19 protein-coding genes are annotated in these 19,442 nt (G+C 63.5%); 5 read left to right on the plus strand and 14 right to left on the minus strand.

All coding sequences use genetic code 11. The features are described from left to right. Window positions 1-18: 18 nt before the first annotated feature. The gene (locus P0D68_RS30220; RefSeq protein WP_408300536.1) at window positions 19-1,599 is read left to right on the plus strand and encodes a methyl-accepting chemotaxis protein; all 1,581 of its coding nucleotides are present in this window, start codon (window positions 19-21) and stop codon (window positions 1,597-1,599) included. A gap of 86 nt (window positions 1,600-1,685) precedes the next feature. Here P0D68_RS30220 and P0D68_RS30225 read toward each other — a convergent pair whose 3' ends face one another. The 5 genes from P0D68_RS30225 to P0D68_RS30245 form a co-directional block, all read right to left on the minus strand. Further along, a complete protein-coding gene (locus P0D68_RS30225; RefSeq protein ID WP_091792742.1) occupies window positions 1,686-2,066 on the minus strand; it encodes a DUF5594 family protein in 381 nt (126 codons plus the stop codon). Window positions 2,067-2,165: 99 nt separating this feature from the next. After that, complete coding sequence (locus tag P0D68_RS30230) at window positions 2,166-2,528, minus strand: ribbon-helix-helix domain-containing protein (RefSeq protein ID WP_408300534.1); 363 nt, start codon at window positions 2,526-2,528, stop codon at window positions 2,166-2,168. Between the two features lie 145 nt (window positions 2,529-2,673). Then, on the minus strand, window positions 2,674-4,260 hold the full coding sequence (locus P0D68_RS30235) for a GMC family oxidoreductase (protein ID WP_408300532.1): 1,587 nt from the start codon (window positions 4,258-4,260) through the stop codon (window positions 2,674-2,676). Window positions 4,261-4,378: 118 nt separating this feature from the next. Beyond that, a complete protein-coding gene (locus P0D68_RS30240) occupies window positions 4,379-5,065 on the minus strand; it encodes a twin-arginine translocation signal domain-containing protein (protein WP_408300531.1) in 687 nt (228 codons plus the stop codon). 111 nt (window positions 5,066-5,176) lie between these two features. Next, complete coding sequence (locus P0D68_RS30245; protein ID WP_408300529.1) at window positions 5,177-5,575, minus strand: VOC family protein; 399 nt, start codon at window positions 5,573-5,575, stop codon at window positions 5,177-5,179. Window positions 5,576-5,978: 403 nt separating this feature from the next. Between P0D68_RS30245 and P0D68_RS30250 the strand changes: the two genes are divergently transcribed. Continuing rightward, window positions 5,979-6,389, plus strand: a complete 411-nt coding sequence (locus P0D68_RS30250) for a DUF2000 domain-containing protein (protein WP_091792737.1) — start codon at window positions 5,979-5,981, stop codon at window positions 6,387-6,389. A gap of 24 nt (window positions 6,390-6,413) precedes the next feature. Here the strand turns inward: P0D68_RS30250 and P0D68_RS30255 are convergent, their stop codons facing one another. From P0D68_RS30255 to P0D68_RS30265, 3 genes are read right to left on the minus strand one after another with little or no spacing between them, the layout of a single operon-like run. After that, on the minus strand, window positions 6,414-6,938 hold the full coding sequence (locus tag P0D68_RS30255; RefSeq protein ID WP_408468789.1) for an Lrp/AsnC family transcriptional regulator: 525 nt from the start codon (window positions 6,936-6,938) through the stop codon (window positions 6,414-6,416). Continuing rightward, window positions 6,935-8,605, minus strand: coding sequence for an acyl-CoA synthetase (locus P0D68_RS30260; protein WP_408300525.1), 1,671 nt, complete (start codon window positions 8,603-8,605; stop codon window positions 6,935-6,937). The genes P0D68_RS30255 and P0D68_RS30260 overlap by 4 nt, the downstream gene beginning before the upstream one ends. Next, a complete protein-coding gene (locus P0D68_RS30265; protein ID WP_091792734.1) occupies window positions 8,602-9,519 on the minus strand; it encodes an SDR family oxidoreductase in 918 nt (305 codons plus the stop codon). The genes P0D68_RS30260 and P0D68_RS30265 overlap by 4 nt, the downstream gene beginning before the upstream one ends. 171 nt (window positions 9,520-9,690) lie before the next feature. Between P0D68_RS30265 and P0D68_RS30270 the strand changes: the two genes are divergently transcribed. After that, window positions 9,691-10,395: a TetR/AcrR family transcriptional regulator gene (locus P0D68_RS30270; RefSeq protein WP_408300522.1), complete on the plus strand. Its 705-nt coding sequence runs from the start codon at window positions 9,691-9,693 to the stop codon at window positions 10,393-10,395. 80 nt (window positions 10,396-10,475) lie between these two features. Here the strand turns inward: P0D68_RS30270 and P0D68_RS30275 are convergent, their stop codons facing one another. The 4 genes from P0D68_RS30275 to P0D68_RS30290 all read right to left on the minus strand — a co-directional run bounded on the left by P0D68_RS30275 (window position 10,476) and on the right by P0D68_RS30290 (window position 14,851). Beyond that, window positions 10,476-11,825: a dicarboxylate/amino acid:cation symporter gene (locus tag P0D68_RS30275; protein ID WP_408300520.1), complete on the minus strand. Its 1,350-nt coding sequence runs from the start codon at window positions 11,823-11,825 to the stop codon at window positions 10,476-10,478. Window positions 11,826-11,925: 100 nt separating this feature from the next. Continuing rightward, window positions 11,926-12,540, minus strand: a complete 615-nt coding sequence (gene leuD / locus P0D68_RS30280) for a 3-isopropylmalate dehydratase small subunit (RefSeq protein WP_091800238.1) — start codon at window positions 12,538-12,540, stop codon at window positions 11,926-11,928. Beyond that, the gene (leuC, locus tag P0D68_RS30285; protein ID WP_408300518.1) at window positions 12,540-13,955 is read right to left on the minus strand and encodes a 3-isopropylmalate dehydratase large subunit; all 1,416 of its coding nucleotides are present in this window, start codon (window positions 13,953-13,955) and stop codon (window positions 12,540-12,542) included. Before leuC ends, leuD begins: the two co-directional genes overlap by 1 nt. 17 nt (window positions 13,956-13,972) lie before the next feature. After that, the gene (locus tag P0D68_RS30290; RefSeq protein ID WP_091792730.1) at window positions 13,973-14,851 is read right to left on the minus strand and encodes an alpha/beta fold hydrolase; all 879 of its coding nucleotides are present in this window, start codon (window positions 14,849-14,851) and stop codon (window positions 13,973-13,975) included. 93 nt (window positions 14,852-14,944) lie between these two features. On the opposite strand from P0D68_RS30290, the gene P0D68_RS30295 reads away from it, so the two are divergent. Next, window positions 14,945-15,847, plus strand: a complete 903-nt coding sequence (locus P0D68_RS30295; RefSeq protein WP_408300516.1) for a LysR family transcriptional regulator — start codon at window positions 14,945-14,947, stop codon at window positions 15,845-15,847. A 40-nt stretch (window positions 15,848-15,887) separates the two neighbouring features. Here the strand turns inward: P0D68_RS30295 and P0D68_RS30300 are convergent, their stop codons facing one another. Both P0D68_RS30300 and P0D68_RS30305 read right to left on the minus strand, forming a co-directional pair. Then, complete coding sequence (locus tag P0D68_RS30300) at window positions 15,888-16,079, minus strand: hypothetical protein (RefSeq protein WP_408300514.1); 192 nt, start codon at window positions 16,077-16,079, stop codon at window positions 15,888-15,890. Between the two features lie 116 nt (window positions 16,080-16,195). Next, window positions 16,196-17,134 (minus strand): LysR family transcriptional regulator, encoded by a 939-nt coding sequence (locus P0D68_RS30305; RefSeq protein WP_408300512.1) that lies wholly within the window; start codon window positions 17,132-17,134, stop codon window positions 16,196-16,198. A 146-nt stretch (window positions 17,135-17,280) separates the two neighbouring features. Between P0D68_RS30305 and P0D68_RS30310 the strand changes: the two genes are divergently transcribed. Continuing rightward, window positions 17,281-19,401, plus strand: a complete 2,121-nt coding sequence (locus P0D68_RS30310) for a 3-hydroxyacyl-CoA dehydrogenase NAD-binding domain-containing protein (RefSeq protein ID WP_408300510.1) — start codon at window positions 17,281-17,283, stop codon at window positions 19,399-19,401. The last annotated feature ends 41 nt before the right edge of the window (window positions 19,402-19,442 follow it).

The following is a 19,442-nucleotide window of genomic DNA, read 5'->3' on the forward strand; positions in this document are numbered from 1 at the left end:
TAAAGTTGGAATCTTGCAGTGACGTTCTATAGAAATCTGAAGATCGCCGTTAAATTGGCGTTGCTCGGCGCGGTATTGTTGGCCGCGACGATGGTCGTGGGTCTGGAAGGCTGGCATGCGTTGTCCAGAACGCATGCGCTGCAAATTCAGTCCGCGCAATCGCTCAGCCAGTATGCGCAAGCCGCCGATACGGCGCGCGTCGCGCAGGTCGAATTCAAGAAGCAGGTGCAGGAGTGGAAGGACCTGTTGTTGCGCGGCACGGATCCGGCCGCCTTCGCCAAATACCGTGATGCCTTCAACAGGGAAAGCGGAACGACGCACGCTGCCCTGCTGCGCCTGAAGGATCAGTTGAGCGCATTGGGCGCGAACATGGACGGTGTCGACAAGGCGCTCGCCACGCATGCATCGCTGCAGGACAGTTATCTCGACGCGCTGAAACACTACGACGCCGCCGATCCGAACACGGCGCACGTGGTCGACGCTCTCGTGAAAGGCATCGACCGCGCGCCGACCGCCGCTATCGACGATATCGTCGCCACCGTGATGCAACAGGCGCATGACTCCAGCGTGCGCACGAGCGAAGCGGCGGAGCAGGCCTACACGATCGCGACAGTGCTGTTGCTGTCGGTCGTTATCGGTTCGCTCGGCGTCGGCGCTTTCGCGATCTGGTTCCTGAGCCGCAGCATCACGGTGCCGGTCAGACAGGCGGTGGGCGTCGCGCAGGCGGTGGCGGCAGGCGATCTGCGCGCCGACGTGCCCGTAGTGAGCCGCGACGAAACAGGCCAATTGCTCACTGCCCTCAACGACATGAACCAGCGCTTGCGGCATATCGTCAGCGAGATCCGTGAAGGCGCGCATACGATTTCCACGGCCACGCAGGAAATCGCCACAGGCAACCTCGACCTGTCCGCGCGTACCGAGCAGCAGGCGGCCTCGCTTGAAGAAACCGCCGCGTCGATGCAGCATTTCACCAACTCGGTTCAGCGCAACGCCGCCAACGCACGCGAAGCCACCACGCTTGCGCAAAACGCCGCGCATGCCGCGCGTGAAGGTGGCATTGTCATGAGCGACGCGGTGCGCACGATGGGCCAGATCGATGCGGCGTCCAAGCGTATCGTCGATATCATCGCAGTGGTGGAAGCCATTGCGGCGCAAACCAATATCCTCGCGCTCAATGCAGCGGTCGAAGCGGCGCGCGCCGGCACGCAAGGGCGCGGCTTCGCGGTGGTCGCGAGCGAAGTGCGCAGCCTCGCGCAACGTTCCGCCGACGCCGCACGCGAGATCAGGACGCTGATTCGCGAGTCGGTCGCCACGATCGAAGCCGGCACGCAACTGATCAACCACGCGAGCACCACGATGGACGGCGTGGTGGAAAGCGCCGGCAGCGTGACGCGTATCGTCGAGTCGATCGCGACCGCGAGTGTCGATCAGGCAACCGGCATCGCGGAAGTCAACGACGCCGTCACCCAGATGGACCAGGTGACGCAAAGCAACGCGGCTTTGGTCGAGCAGGCGTCGGCCGCGGCCGACGCGGTGCAAAGCAAAGCATCCGGACTCGTGCAAAGCGTGAGTTTCTTCAGGCTGGGCGCCGCGGCCTGACGGAGCGGCGCCGTGCTCGTCGCGCGGCGCCTGTTGCTCCAGTTGCAGGGTGAGTAGAGTGGATGAAGCGGCGCGCCACGCGCCGCTTACGACTCGAAGTCGAGTCCGCCGATCAGGGCGACCGGCTCGGCCTGCGTATGCGAGAGAAAGTCCAGCTCGCGCGCATGATTCCAGGCCGCGAGCTTGCGCGGCAGCGCGGCCAGATAACCAGCAAAACGCGACGGCCCTTCGGCCCCCATCAGCCTCTCGATTTCGTCGCTGTCCCAGGTCAGATACAGATTCAACGGATGGGGGTACAGTCCCATGTCCTCGATCGGTGTGGCATGAATCCGCACGCGAGTGGGATGCCCGTGGCCGCCGTATGGCAGCACTTCGGTATGCACGGTGGTGGCGAAACAGGCGGCAATGGCCTCGGCGATGCGAGGCGCGAACTGTTCATCGAAACGGGCGGCATTCTCCGGACGCATCCATGTCTCCAACGTTGTGCGGAATGTGCGAAACATCCTAGCACGCGGTCCGGTGCGCGCTTCCTGTCTATCCGCTGCGGCTTCGCGCCGCCTTACTCGTCAAACTGTCTTCAGAATTCGCGGCTTCGCTTCGCTCGCCACAGCCGAAGCCGAAGCCGCCGGCCCGGGAACCGCGCCGGGTTCATCGACGTCCTTCTCCGTGCGCATGGACAGATAGCGCAAACAGCACACGCGCAGGAACGACGCGAAGTTAGTCGGCAGCTCGCCCCGCAGCGCGATCAGTTCGTCGTACAGCTGCACGGCGAACTGACTGGTCGTCATGTTCTCGCGCGCGGCGATTTCGTGCAGCACGTCCCAGAACAGATTTTCCAGCCGGACCGTGGTGATCACGCCGTGAATGCGCAGCGAGCGCGTGCGCGACTCGTACAGGATCGGATCGGCGTTGATGTACACCCTACACATGGCGTTACTCCCTGATTTCGGGCAGGCGTGCCGTGGCGCCCTTCATGCAGCCACGGCACGCCGCCCGCGTTCGTCAACATACGCCGGCATTCACCGCTCGACAATTGCCTCGAACCCGAACGCCGCCCTGCCCCGTCGGACCGCTTTATACCGCGCGTTTGTTCATCTGCGCCGCAATGTGATCGGCCTGGCGGATCGCCAGCGTCACGATCGTCATGGTCGGATTTTCCGCCGCGCCGGTGGTGAACTGGCTACCGTCCGAAATGAACAGGTTCGATACTTCATGCGTCTGCCCAAACCGGTTGCACACGCCGTCTTCGGCGCGCGCGCTCATGCGGGCCGTGCCGAGGTTATGCGTGGACGGATACGGCGGCACGCGATACACCGTCTTCGCACCCGCCGCTTCGTACACCGCGGTGCCCTGCCTGTACGCGTGCTCGCGCATCGCTTCGTCGTTCGGATGATCGTCGAAATGCACGTTGGCGACCGGCTGGCCGTACTGGTCCTTCACGTCGGTATTCAAGGTCACGCGATTGCTCTCGCGCGGCATATCCTCGCCGACGATCCACATACCCGCCGTGTACGCGTATTGATCCATTGCCTGGGTGAAGGTCGGACCCCACGCGCCAGGATTGAGAAAGGCCGCATAAAACGGCAGGCCGAGCGACACGGTCTCCATGTGATAGCCACCTGCGAAGCCACGCTGCGGATTGAACGCCGCCTCGTCCTCGATGATGCCGGCCATCGTGGTGCCCTTGAACATTTCCACCTTGTCGTTGAACACCGCGTACACCGAGCCCGTGGTGTGACGCATGTAGTTGCGGCCCACCTGCCCCGAACCGTTCGCGAGGCCCTGCGGGAACCTGCTCGAATGCGAGTTCAGCAGCAGGCGCGGCGTTTCGATCGAGTTGCCGGCCACCGCGACGATGCGCGCCTTTTGCCGCTGCAGCTTGCCGTTGCCGTCGTAGTAGAGCACCTCCTTCGCCTTACCGCGCGCGTCGGTTTCAATGCGCACCACGTGGGCCTGTGTGCGCAATTCCATATGGCCGGTGGCCTGGGCGCGCGGCAATTCGGTGTAGAGCGTCGACCACTTCGCACCAGTGCGACACCCCTGAAAACAGAAGCCGCGCTGGAAGCAATGCGCGCGGTCGTCACGCACCACGCTATTGATCGCCATGTGCCCGGTATTGCAGTCCTTGTAACCGACCTTCATCGCGCCGGCCGACATCACCTTGAAGTTGTTGTTGCCTGGCAGGCCCGGCAGACCGTTGGTGCGCGTAATGCCCATCTTCTGCTGCGCGCGGTCGTAGTACGGATCGAGTTCCTCGCGCGTGAGCGGCCAGTCGAGCAGATTGGCATCCTTGATAGCGCCGTACGTCGTCTTCGCCTTGAACTCGTGCGGCCTGATCCGCAGACTCGCGCCGGCCCAGTGCGTGGTCGTGCCGCCCACCGTCTTGCAGATCCAGGCGGGGAGATTCGGAAAGTCTTTGGCGATGCGCCAGGTGCCCGACGTGGTGCGTTTATCGAGCCAGGACAGCATCTGGAACGAGCCCCACTCGTCGATTGTGAAATCGCCTTGCGTGTGCAGCTTGCCCGCCTCCAGCACGACGACGTTGATACCCTTCTGCGCCAGTTCGTTCGCAAGCGTGCCGCCGCCGGCACCCGAGCCGATAATCACGACGACCTTGTCGTCGTTGTGCGAAAAACGCACCTTGTTGTTGTCCTGATCCATGTCCTGTCTCCTCTATTGACCCGAGTTGGGCTGCCGGCCAGAGTCGGCGCTTTAGCGCTTACTCGAGCCCCTTGGCGCGTGACTCCGGTCCCATGCACGATGGTGACTGTCGCAGCGGTTAGCTATCCGTCGGAATCGGGCCGCTGGCGGCGGCCGGCGGATTGGGCAGCCACGAGAGACTGTTGAAGCCCTTGTACAGGTAGCCGCCATCACCTTCCGAAGCGCCGTAGCCGAAGTGCGCATACGCCATGGTGTTGGCGTACAGCGAGACCACCGCGGTGCCGCGTATCGTGTTGAAGAACGGTGTGCCCGCGAGCGCCGCGACGTCTTGCGCCTGGTCCGCCGGCGTGCGTTTGAGCCAGTCCGAACCCGCTTGCGCGTCGAGCTGTTTGACACCATCGGCGAGTTGCTGGCGCACTGCCGGATCGGCTTTCGCTTTGGCGTCGAGGTCCTTGACGACCAGCGCGTAGACCGCGTTGTCGAGCGTGGGGTGCGGATAGAGCTGCCGCGTGAAGGCCAGAATCACTTCGCCCTGGTGCGTGTCCAGTCCTTGCATTTCGAGGGCCCAGGCGCGGCTCGGCGCGAAGGCCGACAACACCGAAGAAGCCGCCAGCGTGCCCATCAGCACGCCGGTGCCTTTCAATAGCTCGCGCCGTGTAAGCGGAATCCGCAATGCGGCGGTGGCGGCGGTGGCGGCCTTCGCCGCGCCATGCTCACCGGGGTGCTCGTGAGTATGCTCGTGCCCGTGATGATGCGCATGATGTGCGTGACCGGACGCGACGATCGGGATGATCGTTGTCTTCATGTCTGTCTCCTTTGTCGACCGGAGCAAGTGCAAAGCACTTACTCGGTCCCATCTAATCTGGTTGCTGTGGGGTACTGCAACTCCACGCGGTGACCGCCTGGATTGCTTTGACTATTGATAGTGGCCGAAGCGTTCCAGCACTTCGATCTTGTAGCCGTCAGGGTCCTGAATGAAAAAGTAGCGCGCCAGCAACTCGCCGTTGTCGTTGTGAAACTCGCGCAGATCGTTGGGCGCCATGCCGAGGTCGAGCAGACGCTGCCGTTCGCTCTTTGCGTCGTCCACGCAGAACGCAACGTGGCCGTAGCCGTCACCGTGCGAATACGGTTCCTCCCGGCCTTTATTCCAGGTGAGTTCTATTTCGGCGTCGGCCTCCTCGTTACGCAAGTAGACGAGCGTGAAGTCCGGAAAGTCGAGCCGGTGCGATATGTCCAGATTGAAAGCTCTTTGATAGAACTGCAGCGAGCGCGGCAGATCGTGCACACGGATCATCGTGTGAATGAGTTTGGCCATCGGTGTCCCCTCCTGTTTGAATCAAGTTTAGGAGGCCGCCAACGCGAGTGGTAATGCACGGCTAAATCGCGCCAGGGACTTGCCCTATGTTGCGGGCGCGTCGACGGCATGCGCCTGCGGCACGTAATAGCGGCGCAAATGGCGGCGCAAACGGCGATGAGCATGACGTCCCTTCAGGTTGCAATGCAGCACGCGGCGCACTTCGAACGCTGTTTGCCGAATGGCATTAGGGCAAAACCCGACATGGACCGCGTGAAAAAGCGCGGCTGGTGAAGTCCATTCGTTTTTGCTCTGCGCTCGTGCACACGCGCTCGAGTTTCCATAAGATTCGAGTGTGAATACCTTCTTGACCGACGGGCGCTGTAGCAACCCTGCATCGCCCGGCTGTGGAGCGTCGTGCGTTATGGAATTCGATACGAAAGTCGCGATCATCGTGCTGGACGATCTCGCTGTGTGGCAAAAACTCAATGTGACCGCGTTTCTCGCAACAGGAATCGCGGGCGCCGCGCCTGAGGCAATGGGCGAGCCTTACGAGGACGCGGCCGGCCGTCGGCATGCGCGGCTGCTCGGCCAGCCGATGATGGTGTACCAGGCGGACAACGCAGGTTTGCAGCGCGCGCTTCGTCAGGGTATCGAACGTGAATTGACGCGTGCCGTGTATGTACGCGCGATGTTCTCGACCGGTCACGATCAGGCGAACCGGGAAGTGTTCCGCGCCGAACCCGCTGATGCGCCTGATCTCGTCGGGCTTGCGGTGCGCGGACCGAAGAAGGCGGTCGACAAAGCGGTGAAAGGTCTCTCGCTGCACGCCTGAGACGCAGCGATCGCTTATCGTGCTTCAGAGTGCCGGACTCGGGCCGCGCTCCAGATACGTAGTCAGCGCGATATAGCTGCGCGTGCCGGTAAAACCTTCGATCGCGTGAATGCGCGCAAGCAGCTGTTCGAGCGATTGCGTGTTACGTGTGCGGACTTTGAGCAGCATGGCGCTCTCGCCCGTCACAGTGTGAATCTCCTCGACTTCCGGCAGTTCTTCCAACGCCAGTAGTTGCCGCGTCACCGCCCAACTCGTCGTATCGACATGCACGAACGCGAGTAACGGACGATTCAGTTTGGCGGCATCGAGTGCGGCGACAGTGGCCTTGATCACGCCTTCTTTCTTCAAGCGCCTCGCGCGCTCGTGGACGGCGGGCGCCGACAGAGACAGCAATTTGCCGAGTTCCGCATAAGTACGCGTCGCGTCTTCGGCGAGCAGCGCGAGGAGCCTCCGGTCGGTCTCGTCCAGTGGCGCCGCGCCGGGTTGCGCGCCCGAATCTCTCGGCGCCCTGCCGCCGCGCGTCGCCGGTTGACGCGGGCGCGTGCTCATCGCGGCTCGGGTTTTGACGCGGGATTCTCCGCGTCTTGTCCGAGTCCTTCGCGCAGCGCCTTGCGGATCACCTTGCCGGTCGCCGTCAGCGGCAGGCTGTCGACAAAGCGAATCTCGCGCGGATATTCGTGCGCGGCGAGACGCGTTTTGACGTGCTGCTGGATCTCACGCACGAGCGCCGCGTCGCCGACAAAGCCGGGGTTCAGCACCACGAACGCCATGACGATCTCCGTGCGCTCGCGATCCGGCGCACCGATCACGGCCGCCATCGAAACAGCCGGATGACGCAGCAGCGAATCTTCGATCGAAGCCGGCCCGATCCGGTAACCCGCGCTCGTGATCACGTCGTCGCCACGGCCGACAAAACGGATAAAGCCGTCCGCGTCGCGCGTACCCAGGTCTCCGGTCACCAGAAACTTGCCGCGGAATTTCTCGCGCGTCGCCGCCTCGTTGCCCCAGTAGCCGAGAAACATGACCGGATCGGGCGCGGCTACGGCGATATCGCCGATCGCACCGGGCGGCAGTTCGTTGCCATCCAGATCGACGATCGCAACATGATGCCCCGGCACCGCGCGGCCGATCGCGCCGAAGCACGGCTCGAACAGCGCCGCGCACGACGACACCACGACGTTGCATTCCGTCTGCCCATAGAACTCGTTGATGGTGACGCCCAGCGCCTTGCGGCCCCAGCCGATCAATTCCTCGCCGAGCGATTCGCCGCCGCTCGCCACCGAACGCAACGCGAGATTCCAGCGCTCGGGACGTTCGACGCCGCGCATCATCTTCAGCGCGGTGGGCGGAAAAAACGTATGCGAGACCGCATGACGCGCCATCAGATCGAAAGCGGCCTGACCGTCGAATTTCGCAAAGCGGCGCGCCAATACCGGCACGCCGTGATGCCACGACGGCAGCAGCACGTCGAACAGGCCGCCGATCCACGCCCAGTCGGCGGGCGTCCACATCAGCGTGGCGTGCGCGGGAAAACCCTGCTGCGACATCTCCACGCCAGGCAGATGACCGAGCAACACGCGATGCCCGTGCAACGCGCCTTTCGGTTTGCCGGTCGTGCCGGAGGTATAGATGATGACGGCGGGATCGTCGGCGCCGGTGACGGCGGGCGTGAAGTCCGCGCTCGCGTGGTTCAGCGCGTGCCAGAACGAACGCACGGGCGATTGCGGATCGCCATTGTCCTCAGCGATATCCACGCTGAAAACAGCGCGTAGCGCCGGCAACGCCGCGCGGATTTCGCCGACCTTGCACATGCCTCCGTGATCGGTAATCAACGCTACCGCGCCGCTATCGCCGAGCCGGTGTTCGATTGCGTCGACGCCGAATAGCGCGAACAGCGGCACGGCTACCATGCCGGCCTTGTAGGCGGCGAGATGCGCGATCGCCGTTTCGACAGACTGCGACAGGAAGATGCCGATGCGGTCGCCGCGCTGCGCGCCCGCTGCGAGCAACGCATTGGCGAAGCGGTCGGACAGCACCTTCAACTGGTCGAACGTATAGCGGGTGGCGTTGCCCTCGGGATCTTCGTAGATCAGCGCGAGACGCCCGGAGCCGTCGGCCCATTTATCGCACACGTCGACGCCGATGTTGTAGCGCGCCGGGATCTGCCAGGCGAAGTTTGCCGTCAACGATTCGTAGGTCTGGCCGTCGAGGTTCATGGTGTTAGCTCCTGCAAGCCGGCCGGCGGTTGATAGCGCGGGAAGCCGTTATATTCGATCGTACGCTCCGCTTGCGGAAGCGGCCATGAATGGCGAGCGTTCGGTACGCCGCCGTCGACGCGGATCACCGTGCCGTTGATGAACGCCGAGGCCTCCGACAACAGAAACACCGCCGCGCTGGCGAGTTCGGATTCGGTGCCGAAGCGCTGCAGCGGGACCTTGTGCTTGAGCGTGCGCAGCAGCGCCTGGTAGTCTTCGTTGTAGCTGTCCATGCCCGCCGACGCTATCCAGCCCGGTGCGACGGCGTTGACTCTTACCCCCGCGTGACCCCATTCGCATGCGGCGGTTTCGGTGAAATTCCATACACCCGCGCGGGCCGCGCCCGAGTGCCCCATGCCGGGCATGCCGCCCCAGATGTCCGCCAGCATGTTCACGATCGTGCCGCCGTGATGTTCCATCCATTGCGTATAGCACTCGCGGGACATCAGAAACGTGCCGTGCAGATTGTTGCGCACGACCGCGTCCCAGCCGTTCAACGAAATCTTTTCAAGCTTTGCTGGGAATTGGCCGCCCGCGCAGTTGAAGAGGCCGTCTATGCGGTGCAGGTCTGCCACGATCGAAGCGATCGTTTCACGTACCTGTTGCTCGTTGCGAATGTCGCAGGAATAAATCTTGTGGCCGGTGGTGTGACGGTGATCTTCGGCCAGTTCGGTTTGCACCGTTTTCAGCTTGCCTTCGCTGCGGCCGACCAGCGCCAGGGTCGCCCCTAACGACGCGAGTTCGTGCGCCGTGCATCGGCCTAAGCCACTGCCCGCACCGGTGACGATAATCACTTTGCCGGCGAAAAGGCCTTCGCGGAAAACTGAACGGTAGCCGCTCGCTGGCGGCAATGTACTCGACGAAGCTGCGGGCATTCGGCTGTCTCCTCATGTGCGGCGCTTTCGATGTTTGTTGAGTTTAGCTCAGGTCTTTATCCTGTGCTGTGTTAGATGGTTAATTTTATTTGCATCATGTTAGTCTTTGCACGGCCGCATTCCTTGAGCTAGACTCAACTCACCAAATCACAGCACCGCCTATCTCTCTCGATGACCACCTCGGCCCTTTCCCGCCGCGTGCCCGTGCAGGCGCGCTCCGAACAGCGACTCAAGGCGATTCTGGACGCGGCCCGGCTCGTCTTTTCCGAAGTCGGCTATGCGTCGGCCACCATGACGGAGATCGCCGGGCGTGTCGGCGTGTCCGAGGCGACGATCTTCACGTACTTCGCCAGCAAGCGCGATCTCTGCGTGCGCGTGCTCGGCAATTGGTACGACGAGATCATCAGCCAGGTCGAAAGCGAATTGCCGCTGATCGCAGGCACGCGCCACAAGTTCGCGTACCTCGTGCACACGCACCTCTACCGGCTCACCGTCGACGGCACCGGTTTGTGCGCGCTCATTCTTTCCGAAGGCCGCGAGAAGGACGACAAGTTCGGTGACGTGATCGTCGAACTGCAGCGCCGCTATACGGCGCCGATGATGAACGTGCTCGCCGAAGGCGTGGCGAGCGGCGATATTCGCGGGGATATGCCGCTCGGCCTGCTGCGCTCGGCCGTATATGGCCCGATGGAACACGTGCTGTGGGACGCGGTGCGCAAACAGAAAGCCGTCGATATCGAAGCCACCGCCGCTTCGCTGAGCGATCTGCTATGGCAAGGACTCGTGCCGCCCGATGCGCAGCAGGCCGCGTTGCGGCAACTGCGCAGCGATGTTGTCGGTGCGGTGAAGCGGTTCGAGGCGGCGGCGTTAAAGTGACGGTGCCGCGGCTCAAGTGAGGCGTTGCCGTGGCTGCCGTGAATCGAACTCATGGTTTGTCACGGGCGGCAGCTGCATGATCATATTGAGCGGCGCGCGTCCCCTTCCCGCACGGCAGCGGCCATCGCACCTCCTTCCGTCGCACTCGCCTCACTCACCGAGCCCGCGCCCGCCGGCCGTGCCAACGCCGCCCTGAGCCTGTCGCGATCCAGTTCCTTTTCCCACGCCGCGATCACGATCGACGCCACGCCGTTACCCATCGTATTCGTCAGCGCCCGGCACTCGGACATGAAGCGGTCGATGCCGAGTATCAACACCATGGCCGTCACCGGCACGGTCGGCACCACCGAAAGACTCGCGGCCAGCGTGATGAAACCCGCCCCCGTGACGCCCGTCGACCCTTTGGAGGTCAGCATCGTCACTGCCAGCAGCGTGATTTCCTGAGTGATCGTCAAATGGGTGTTGGTGGCCTGCGCGAGAAACAGCACCGCAAGTGTCATATAGATATTGGTGCCGTCGAGATTGAACGAGTAGCCGGTCGGCACCACGAGTCCGACAATCCCGCGCGAGCAGCCGAGCCGTTCGAGCTTGTTCATCAGTTGCGGCAACGCCGCTTCGGACGTGGACGTGCCGAGCACGATCAGCAACTCGTCCTTGATGTACACGACAAAGCGCCACAAGCTGAACCCGCATGCGCGGGCAATCAGGCCGAGACCACACGAGACGAACAGAAACGCGGTCAGATAGAACGTGCCGATCAGTTTCAGCATCGGCAGCAAAGAGACGATGCCGTACTTGCCGATCGTGAACGCGATCGCGCCGAACGCCCCGATTGGAGGGAGGCTGGTAATCATGCGCACGATACGAAAGAACGTTTTCGACAGCAATTCGATCAGGCCGATCAGCGGTTTGGCGGGTTCGCCCATCACCGCGAGCGCGGTGCCGAACAGCATCGCGATCAGCAGCACGGGCAGGATGTCGCCCTGCGTGAAAGCGCCGGCAAACGTCTCGGGAATGATGTGCATGAAAAAGCCCGCGAGCCCATCACCATGCGCGGCTTGTGCGGCGTAACCCGCGATCGCGCCGGCATCGAGCGTGGCGGGATCGACATTGAAGCCGACGCCCGGTTTCAGCACATGCGCGGCGAGCAATCCGATCGCCAGCGCGAATGTCGACACCACTTCGAAATACAGCAGGGCTTTGCCGCCGACGCGCCCGACCTTGCGCATGTCGTGCATGCTGGCAATCCCGGTCACGACCGTGCAGAAAATCACCGGGCCGATGATCATCCGCACGAGTTTGATGAAGGCGTCGCCGAGCGGCTTCATCGCCACGGCGTCCGTGGGCAGAAAGTGCCCGAACGCCACGCCGATGACGATCGCCACGATCACCTGCACATACAGCACCTTGTAGAACGGCTTGCGTTTCATGTCTCCTCCGTTATTGCGGGCAAAGCGCGTCCCTTCCCTTCTGGCGGGGAATCCGTCACGCGCGGTTCGATTGATCGGCGGCGAAGATGCCGCCATGGCGTTACAACACGGCGGCCCAGCTATGCCGTGCGAAGTGATCCCGCTCGAATGCCTCGATGTCATGCAATGAAGCGAGCGTGAGATCGATGGTGTCCATGCCTTCCATCACCATCCGTTTATGACGGGCGCCGAGCGGGAACGCGAACACGCGCCCCGCGGCGGACGTCACCGTTTGTCGTGCGATATCGATATGTAATGCCGCTGCGGGTTGCGTGGCCGCGTCATGAAGCAGGAGGTCGATCGCGTCGCGTTCCAGTTGAACGAGCAGCAAGCGGTTGTTCATCGCGTTCGAATAGAAAATCTCCGCGAAGCTGGGCGCGATGACCGCTTCGAAACCGGCTTGCTGAAGCCCCCACACTGCGTGCTCGCGGCTCGATCCGCAGCCGAAGTTCGAGCCACCGATCAGAATCCGCGCGTGGCGATACTGAGGCCGGTTCAGCACGCAATCGGCACGCGGCTCGCCTTGCGCGTCGAAACGTAGATCGTAGAGCAGGCCGTCCTTGAGCCCGGCCTTGTCGATGATACGCAGAAACTGCTTCGGCATGATCTGGTCGGTATCGAGGTTTTCGATCGGCAACGGCACGGCGCTCCCATGGATTTCAGCGAGTCGGGTCATCATGGCTGCGTCTCCAGTGTGCGAACGTCGGTGATGCGCCCGGTCAGGGCGGCCGCCGCGGCCATTGCCGGACTCATCAGGTGAGTGCGGCCGCCACGGCCCTGGCGACCTTCGAAGTTGCGGTTGGTGGTGGACGCACAGCGTTCGCCGGGCGCCAGAAAATCGTCGTTCATCGCAAGACACATCGAGCAGCCCGGCTCGCGCCACTCGAAACCGGCCTGGCGCAAGGTGGCCGCGATGCCTTCGGCTTCCGCCTGGCGGCGCACGCTGCCCGAACCGGGCACGACCATCGCTCGCACGCCCTGCGCGACGTGCCGCCCTGCTGCGATCGATGCGACGACGCGCAGGTCTTCGATGCGTCCATTGGTGCATGAACCGATGAACACGCGATCGATCGGCGTGCCCGCGATCGGCTGATCCGCATCGAGACCGAGATAGTCGAGCGCGCGGCGCAACGCGGCGGCGGCTTCCGGTGTTGCCTGCGCGGACGCGGTGGGAATCCGTTCGTCGACGGCAATGGACTGGTCGGGACTCGTGCCCCATGTGACGAACGGCGCCACCTCGTGCGCGTCGAATCGATGTTCGATATCGAAGTGCGCGCCGGGATCCGTTTTCAGTTCGCGCCAGTCGTCCAATGCGGCACGCCATGCGGCCTCGTCGAGCGAGGTCGCATGGGTCCGCACATAGTCGAACGTGGTGGCGTCGGGTGCGATCAGCGCGGCACGCGCGCCTGCTTCGACTGTCATGTTGCACAACGTCATGCGCGCTTCCGCCGACAGTGACGCGGTCGTCGAGCCGGCGAACTCCACCGCATAGCCGCGCGCGCCCTGTGCGCCGATGCGGCTGATGATCCACAGAATCAGGTCTTTCGACGAAGTGCCGTACGGCAACACGCCGTCGATCGTGATACGCATGGTCTGCGCGATGCGATAGACCAGCGTCTGGGTGGCGAGCACATGCTCGACCTCCGACGTGCCGATGCCGAAACCCAACGCGCCGAGCGCGCCATACGTGGTGGTGTGGCTGTCGCCGCACAGCACGACCATGCCCGGCCTGACCAGCCCGCGCTCGGGCGCGACGATATGTTCGATACCTTGCAGCGGATCGTTCGCCGCGTGCAACGCGATGCCGGCCTCCGCGCAGTTGCGCGCCAGGTTGTTCGCCAGCAGCGACGACGCGGCATCGCGGATCACGCGGGGCGATTCAGCATGCGTCGGAATGATGTGGCTGACCACCGCAAGCTGCTGCTTCGGCCGGCGTACGCGCCGCGCTTTCTCGGCCAGCGCGCTGAAGGCCTGCGGGCTCGTGTACTCGTTCATCAGATGCAGATCGACGTAGAGCAGCACGTTCTGTTCGTCGACACGCGTCACGACATGCGAGTCGACCAGCTTCTGGTAAAGGGTTCGGTTTGACATGATGAATGCTCGAACGGCTAGGCTTGCAGGAACGGAAGAACGCGTTCGAGCAGCAACTCGGGCGCTTCCTCGGGAATGTAGTGACCGCAAGGCAGTGCTGCGCCGCTTACGTGAGCGGACCATTGCCGCCATTCGGCGAGCGGCTCGAAGCATTGTTCGATCACGCCATGGGCGCCCCACAACGCCAGCAGATCGCATTCGATCTTTTGCCCTTCAGCAAGCGATGCGCGGTCATGTTCGAGGTCGATTGTGATGCTCGCGCGGTAGTCCTCGCAGATACCGTGCGCGGTGGCGGGGTCGCTCAGGCAGCGCAGATACTCGGCGTAGGCCGCATCCGTAAACGGCGCAAGTCCGGCGCTGCGCGCGCCGATGGTCTGCTTCAGGTAGAGATCGGGGTCCGCGCGAATCAGCGTCTCGGGAAACGGCGCGGGCCGCACGAGAAAGAACCAGTGCCAGTAAGCGCGCGCGAAGTCGAACGAGGTTTGTTCGTACATCGCAAGGGTCGGCGCGACATCGAGTGTCACGAGTCGCGTCACCGTGCGCGGGTGATCGAGCGCCATGCGAGCCGCGACGCGCCCGCCACGGTCGTGGCCGATCACGGCGAAGCGGCTGAAACCCTGCTCGCGCATCAGCGCGACCTGATCGGCGGCCATCCTGCGCTTCGAATAATTCGCGTGGTCATGGCTGCCTTGCGGTTTGCCGCTGTCGCCATAACCGCGCAAATCGGCGGCGATCACCGTGAAGTGCCGCGCCAGCGTCGACGCGACCTTGTGCCAGATCGCGTGAGTCTGAGGATGCCCGTGCAACAGCAGCAAAGCCGGCCCCGTGCCGCCGCGGACCGCGTTGATGCGGATTCCGTCGATCTGCGCCGAAGCATCTGTGAAATCTTCAAACATCGTTGCCTCCCATGTTTGAATGAAGTCTAATTGATGCCCACAACGATAGGGTTCTCTTAAGGCAATCCGGAATTAACTTTTAGGAACGAATCGATGGACGGCTTTTCCGACCTGAATCTGTTCGCGCTGGTCGCACGTCACCGCAATCTGGCTGCGGCCGCCCGCGAGCTCGGCGTCACGCCGCCGTCGATCAGCAAGCGCCTTGCGCAACTCGAGCAGCGCCTCGGCGTGCGGCTCGTGAACCGCACCACGCGGCGCGTCAGTCTGACGGCGGAGGGCGAGATCTATCTGGCGAACGGCTCGCGCATTCTCGACGACCTCGCCGAACTCGAACAACTGGTCACCCAGAGCCGCGCCGAACCGGCCGGGCTGTTGCGAGTGAACGCGTCGTTCGGGTTCGGTCGCGCGCACGTCGCCCCGGCGATCTCGCGTTTCAGCGAGCGTTTCCCGTCGATGAAGATTCAATTGCATCTGTCCGACAGACCGGTCAGCCTGCAGGAAGAAGGCTTCGACCTCGGCATCCGCTTCGGCGAAGTGCCGGATGCGCGCATCAATGCGCGTTTGCTGCTGGAAAACCAGCGTCTCGTGTGCGCGTCGCCGGTATATCTGAAGCGCCATGGCGTGCCGGCGATGCCGCACGACCTCACACGCCATGCGTGCCTCGTCTTGCGCGAGAACGAATCGGCGTATGGCACGTGGCATTTCTCGCGCGGCAAGAAATCGGAGACGGTGAAGGTGGACGGGCCGTTGAGCAGCAACGACGGCAGCGCGGTCCTGAAGTGGGCGCTCGACGGCCGCGGCATCGCCGTGCGCTCGGCGTGGGAAGTCGCCGGTCATCTGCAGCGCGGCGAACTGGTACCGTTGATAACCGAGTGGAAGCTGCCGAACGCGGACATTCACGCCATCTATCTGGAACGGCACCGCCTGTCGGCCAAGCTGAGAACGTTTATCGACTTTCTCGGCGACGAATTGCGCGAGAGCGTTCGGCGCATGTAGCGAGTCATCGGCCGAATCGGGTGAATCGACGAATTGCGCGTTACCCGGTTCGCTTGCTCCGCTGTTGCGCCCGGTTGGCACGCCAGCGCAGCACAAACCCGACGAGCGCGGCAAAAGCGGCGGTCGCCGCGTAACCGGCGAGGCGAATCGCATCTTCACTGGGCAAGCGTGAGATCATCAGCGAGGCCACGGCGAGTGCAAGCACGGCTACAAGTCCGATGATCCATTTCATGTCAGGTCTCCGTTGCCACGGTTTTTATCAGGTGAGCACCGCTATTGCCGCTCTTCCGTTAAGCATACCTGTGCGCCGCTGAAGATAAATCCGCAGTTTCTCTATGACCTCGCGCATTATTCAGCCACATCGCTCCCTGTAGCCGAAGACACGGGCAACCCTCTGCCCGCCCCATGCGCCTGCCGCAAGATGAAATCGATGAACGTCGCCGCCGCGCGCGTGTGATGCCGGTTCGGCATATACAGCATGTACATGTGCGTGCCGAAGATACTCAAGCGCCATTCGTCGAGCGCGGTCAGTATCTCGCCACGGCGCAGGTCGTCCTGCACCACGTAATCCGGCACGAGGCCCACGCCCAATCCCGCGAGCACCGCCTCGCGCAAGAACAGAAAGTTCTCGGAGATGAGGGTCGGCTCCAACAGCACTTCGTGCCGCTCGTCGCGCAAGTAAGCGGCCACGCGCAACTGCCTGCCGACCACGGCCGCGGTAATCAGCGGCGCCGTGCGCAGATCGTCGAGTTGCTTCGGCATACCATGCGTTTCAGCAAAGGCCGGCGACGCACACGCAACGTATCTGACCGGCCCCATGTCGCGCGCGACCAGGTTTTGCGGCGGCTCGGACATCACGCGCACGGCGATATCGACTTCGTCGCGCATCAGGTCTTCAACGCGGTTCTCGAACATCACGTCGAGCACGATGCCGGGATAAAGCCGCTTGAACGCAATCAGCCACTCCGACATGACGAGTTGCCCGTAACCACTCGGCACGCTCAGCCGCACGCGGCCCTGCAAACTTTGTCCGAGCGTGGCGACGGATTCGCGCGCGGCGAGCAGCGCATTCTGGATCGTGCGGCCATGTTCGTAGAGCTGCAAGCCGATCTCGGTCGGCTCGACCCGGCGCGTGGTGCGTCTCACCAGTTGCAGGCCGACCGAACGCTCCAGCTGGTTCAGGTGATAGCTCACGTTCGCGCGGCTCATTTTCAGCCGGCGCGCGGCTTCGCTGAGATTGCCGGCGTCCAGAATGTCTACCAGCAAGGTCAGGGAATTGACGTCCATAACGGCGCCTTTGTCAAAATAACCTTGACAGTCTGTCAACCGCCCATGTGATTGTCAATAAACCTTGACCACCCCACAATCGGAGAATTCGCCAGACCCGGCATGCTTTCCCGCGTGCAACCGATAACCAGTCAGGAGACGACATCATGACCCTCAACCCTTCGGCCGACGTTGTGACGCGCGAATTGCGCGGCAAGGTGCTGCTCGTGACGATCGACCACGCGCCGGTCAACGCGCTGTCAGCCGACGTGCGGCGCGGCCTGCTCGCCGCCGTCGAAGCCGCCGATGCCGATCAGGCCGTGGAAGCCGTGTTGATCGTCGGCGCGGGGCGCAATTTCATCGCCGGCGCGGACATTCGCGAGTTCGGCAAGCCGCCGGTGCCGCCCACGCTCCCGGACGTGTGCAACCGCATCGAGGCATGCACGAAGCCGGTGGTCGCGGCGATTCATGGCGCGGCGCTCGGCGGCGGTCTGGAAGTGGCGCTCGCGGCGCATTACCGGATTGCCGTCGAGGGCGCGAAGCTCGGCCTGCCTGAGGTGCAACTCGGCCTGCTGCCGGGCGCGGGCGGCACGCAGCGCACGCCGCGCCTGATCGGCGCCCAGGCCGCGCTCGATCTGATCCTGAGCGGTCGCCACGCCAGCGCGAAGGAAGCGCTGGCGCTCGGTCTGATCGACCGCCTCGGCAGCAGCGACGACATCTTCGCCGAAGGGCTCGCCTATGTGCACGAGCTGCTCGCCGCCCACGCGCCGGTGCGCCGCACGCGCGACGCCGCGGCGCTCGGCGACCGTGCCGCGAGCCTCGCCGCGGTTGCCGCGGCGCGCGCGGAAACCGCGAAGAAATCGCGCGGCCTGTTCTCGCCGCTGAAAATCGTCGAGGCCGTCGAAGCCGCCGTCGAACAGCCTTTCGACGAAGGACTGCGACTCGAACGCAAACTGTTCCTCGAATGCATCGACAGCCCGCAACGTGCCGGCCTGATTCACGCGTTCTTTGCCGAGCGCGAAGTGCTCAAGGCGCCTGAAACGCGCGAGGCCAAACCGCGCGCGCTGAACACGATCGGCGTGGTGGGCGGCGGCACGATGGGCGCGGGCATCGCCGTCGCGGTGCTCGACGCCGGACTGCCGGTAACGATGATCGAACGCGATGACGCGTCGCTTGCGCGTGGCCGCGCGCACATCGAAAAAGTCTACGACGGCCTGATCGGCAAAGGCCGCATGAGCGCGGAAAAGAAGGCTGCGGTCATGACGCGCTGGAGCGGCAGCACGTCGTACGATGCGCTCGCCGACGCGGATCTCGTGATCGAAGCCGTCTTCGAAGACCTCGCCGTCAAACAGGCCGTGTTCGCCGAACTCGATCGCGTGTGCAAAGCAGGCGCCGTGCTCGCGACCAACACGTCGTATCTCGACATCGACGCACTGGCAGCGAGCATTTCGCGCCCCGCCGACGTGATCGGCCTGCACTTCTTCTCGCCCGCCAACATCATGAAGCTGCTGGAAGTGGTGGTGCCGAAACAGGTCAGCGCGGACGTGGTCGCCACCGCGTTCGAACTCGCCAGGAAGTTGCGCAAGACACCGGTGCGCGCCGGCGTATGCGATGGCTTTATCGGCAACCGGGTGCTGGCCGTGTATCGCAGCGCCGCGGACGCCATGATGGAAGACGGCGCCTCGCCCTATCAGATCGATGCTGCCGTGCGCGCGTTCGGCTTTCCGATGGGACCGTTCCAGGTGGTGGATCTCGCGGGCGGCGACATCGGCTGGGCGGCACGCAAGCGGCGCGCGGCTACGCGCAATCCCGCAGCACGTTATGTGCAGATCGCCGATCGCCTGTGCGAGCGCGGCTGGTTCGGCCAGAAAACCGGACGCGGTTTTTATCTGTATTCCGAAGGTTCACGCAACGGCACGCCTGATCCCGAAGTCGAAGCGATTATCGACGCCGAACGCGCACGCGCCGGCATCACGCCGCGCAGTTTTACCGACGACGAAATCATCCGCCGCTATATGGCCGCAATGATCAACGAAGGCGCCAACGTCGTGCATGAGCGGATCGCGCTGCGGCCTCTGGATGTCGATGTGACCTTCCTGTATGGCTACGGCTTTCCGCGCTATCGCGGCGGCCCGATGAAATACGCGGATACGGTCGGCCTGCCGAAGATCCTCGCCGACATCCGCGAGTTCGCCAAGGAGGACCCGCTGTTCTGGAAAGCCTCGCCGCTGCTGGTCGAACTGGTGGAACGCGGCGCCGATTTCGCGAGCCTGAATCAGACCGCCTGAGCCGGCGCATCATCGATACGAATCGACCGGCGTTGCATTGT

The organism is Paraburkholderia sp. RL17-380-BIE-A, assembly GCF_046028085.1.
In the GTDB taxonomy this organism is placed as follows: Bacteria; Pseudomonadota; Gammaproteobacteria; order Burkholderiales; family Burkholderiaceae; genus Paraburkholderia.

Coding starts and splice junctions, on each gene's coding strand:
- P0D68_RS30225 (WP_091792742.1), bottom strand. CDS start 2,066: ATGCGTCCGGAGAATGCCGCCCGTTTCGATGAACAGTTCGCGCCTCGC.
- P0D68_RS30230 (WP_408300534.1), bottom strand. CDS start 2,528: ATGTGTAGGGTGTACATCAACGCCGATCCGATCCTGTACGAGTCGCGC.
- P0D68_RS30235 (WP_408300532.1), bottom strand. CDS start 4,260: ATGGATCAGGACAACAACAAGGTGCGTTTTTCGCACAACGACGACAAG.
- P0D68_RS30240 (WP_408300531.1), bottom strand. CDS start 5,065: ATGAAGACAACGATCATCCCGATCGTCGCGTCCGGTCACGCACATCAT.
- P0D68_RS30245 (WP_408300529.1), bottom strand. CDS start 5,575: ATGGCCAAACTCATTCACACGATGATCCGTGTGCACGATCTGCCGCGC.
- P0D68_RS30250 (WP_091792737.1), top strand. CDS start 5,979: ATGGAATTCGATACGAAAGTCGCGATCATCGTGCTGGACGATCTCGCT.
- P0D68_RS30255 (WP_408468789.1), bottom strand. CDS start 6,938: ATGAGCACGCGCCCGCGTCAACCGGCGACGCGCGGCGGCAGGGCGCCG.
- P0D68_RS30260 (WP_408300525.1), bottom strand. CDS start 8,605: ATGAACCTCGACGGCCAGACCTACGAATCGTTGACGGCAAACTTCGCC.
- P0D68_RS30265 (WP_091792734.1), bottom strand. CDS start 9,519: ATGCCCGCAGCTTCGTCGAGTACATTGCCGCCAGCGAGCGGCTACCGT.
- P0D68_RS30270 (WP_408300522.1), top strand. CDS start 9,691: ATGACCACCTCGGCCCTTTCCCGCCGCGTGCCCGTGCAGGCGCGCTCC.
- P0D68_RS30275 (WP_408300520.1), bottom strand. CDS start 11,825: ATGAAACGCAAGCCGTTCTACAAGGTGCTGTATGTGCAGGTGATCGTG.
- leuD (WP_091800238.1), bottom strand. CDS start 12,540: ATGACCCGACTCGCTGAAATCCATGGGAGCGCCGTGCCGTTGCCGATC.
- leuC (WP_408300518.1), bottom strand. CDS start 13,955: ATGTCAAACCGAACCCTTTACCAGAAGCTGGTCGACTCGCATGTCGTG.
- P0D68_RS30290 (WP_091792730.1), bottom strand. CDS start 14,851: ATGTTTGAAGATTTCACAGATGCTTCGGCGCAGATCGACGGAATCCGC.
- P0D68_RS30295 (WP_408300516.1), top strand. CDS start 14,945: ATGGACGGCTTTTCCGACCTGAATCTGTTCGCGCTGGTCGCACGTCAC.
- P0D68_RS30300 (WP_408300514.1), bottom strand. CDS start 16,079: ATGAAATGGATCATCGGACTTGTAGCCGTGCTTGCACTCGCCGTGGCC.
- P0D68_RS30305 (WP_408300512.1), bottom strand. CDS start 17,134: ATGGACGTCAATTCCCTGACCTTGCTGGTAGACATTCTGGACGCCGGC.
- P0D68_RS30310 (WP_408300510.1), top strand. CDS start 17,281: ATGACCCTCAACCCTTCGGCCGACGTTGTGACGCGCGAATTGCGCGGC.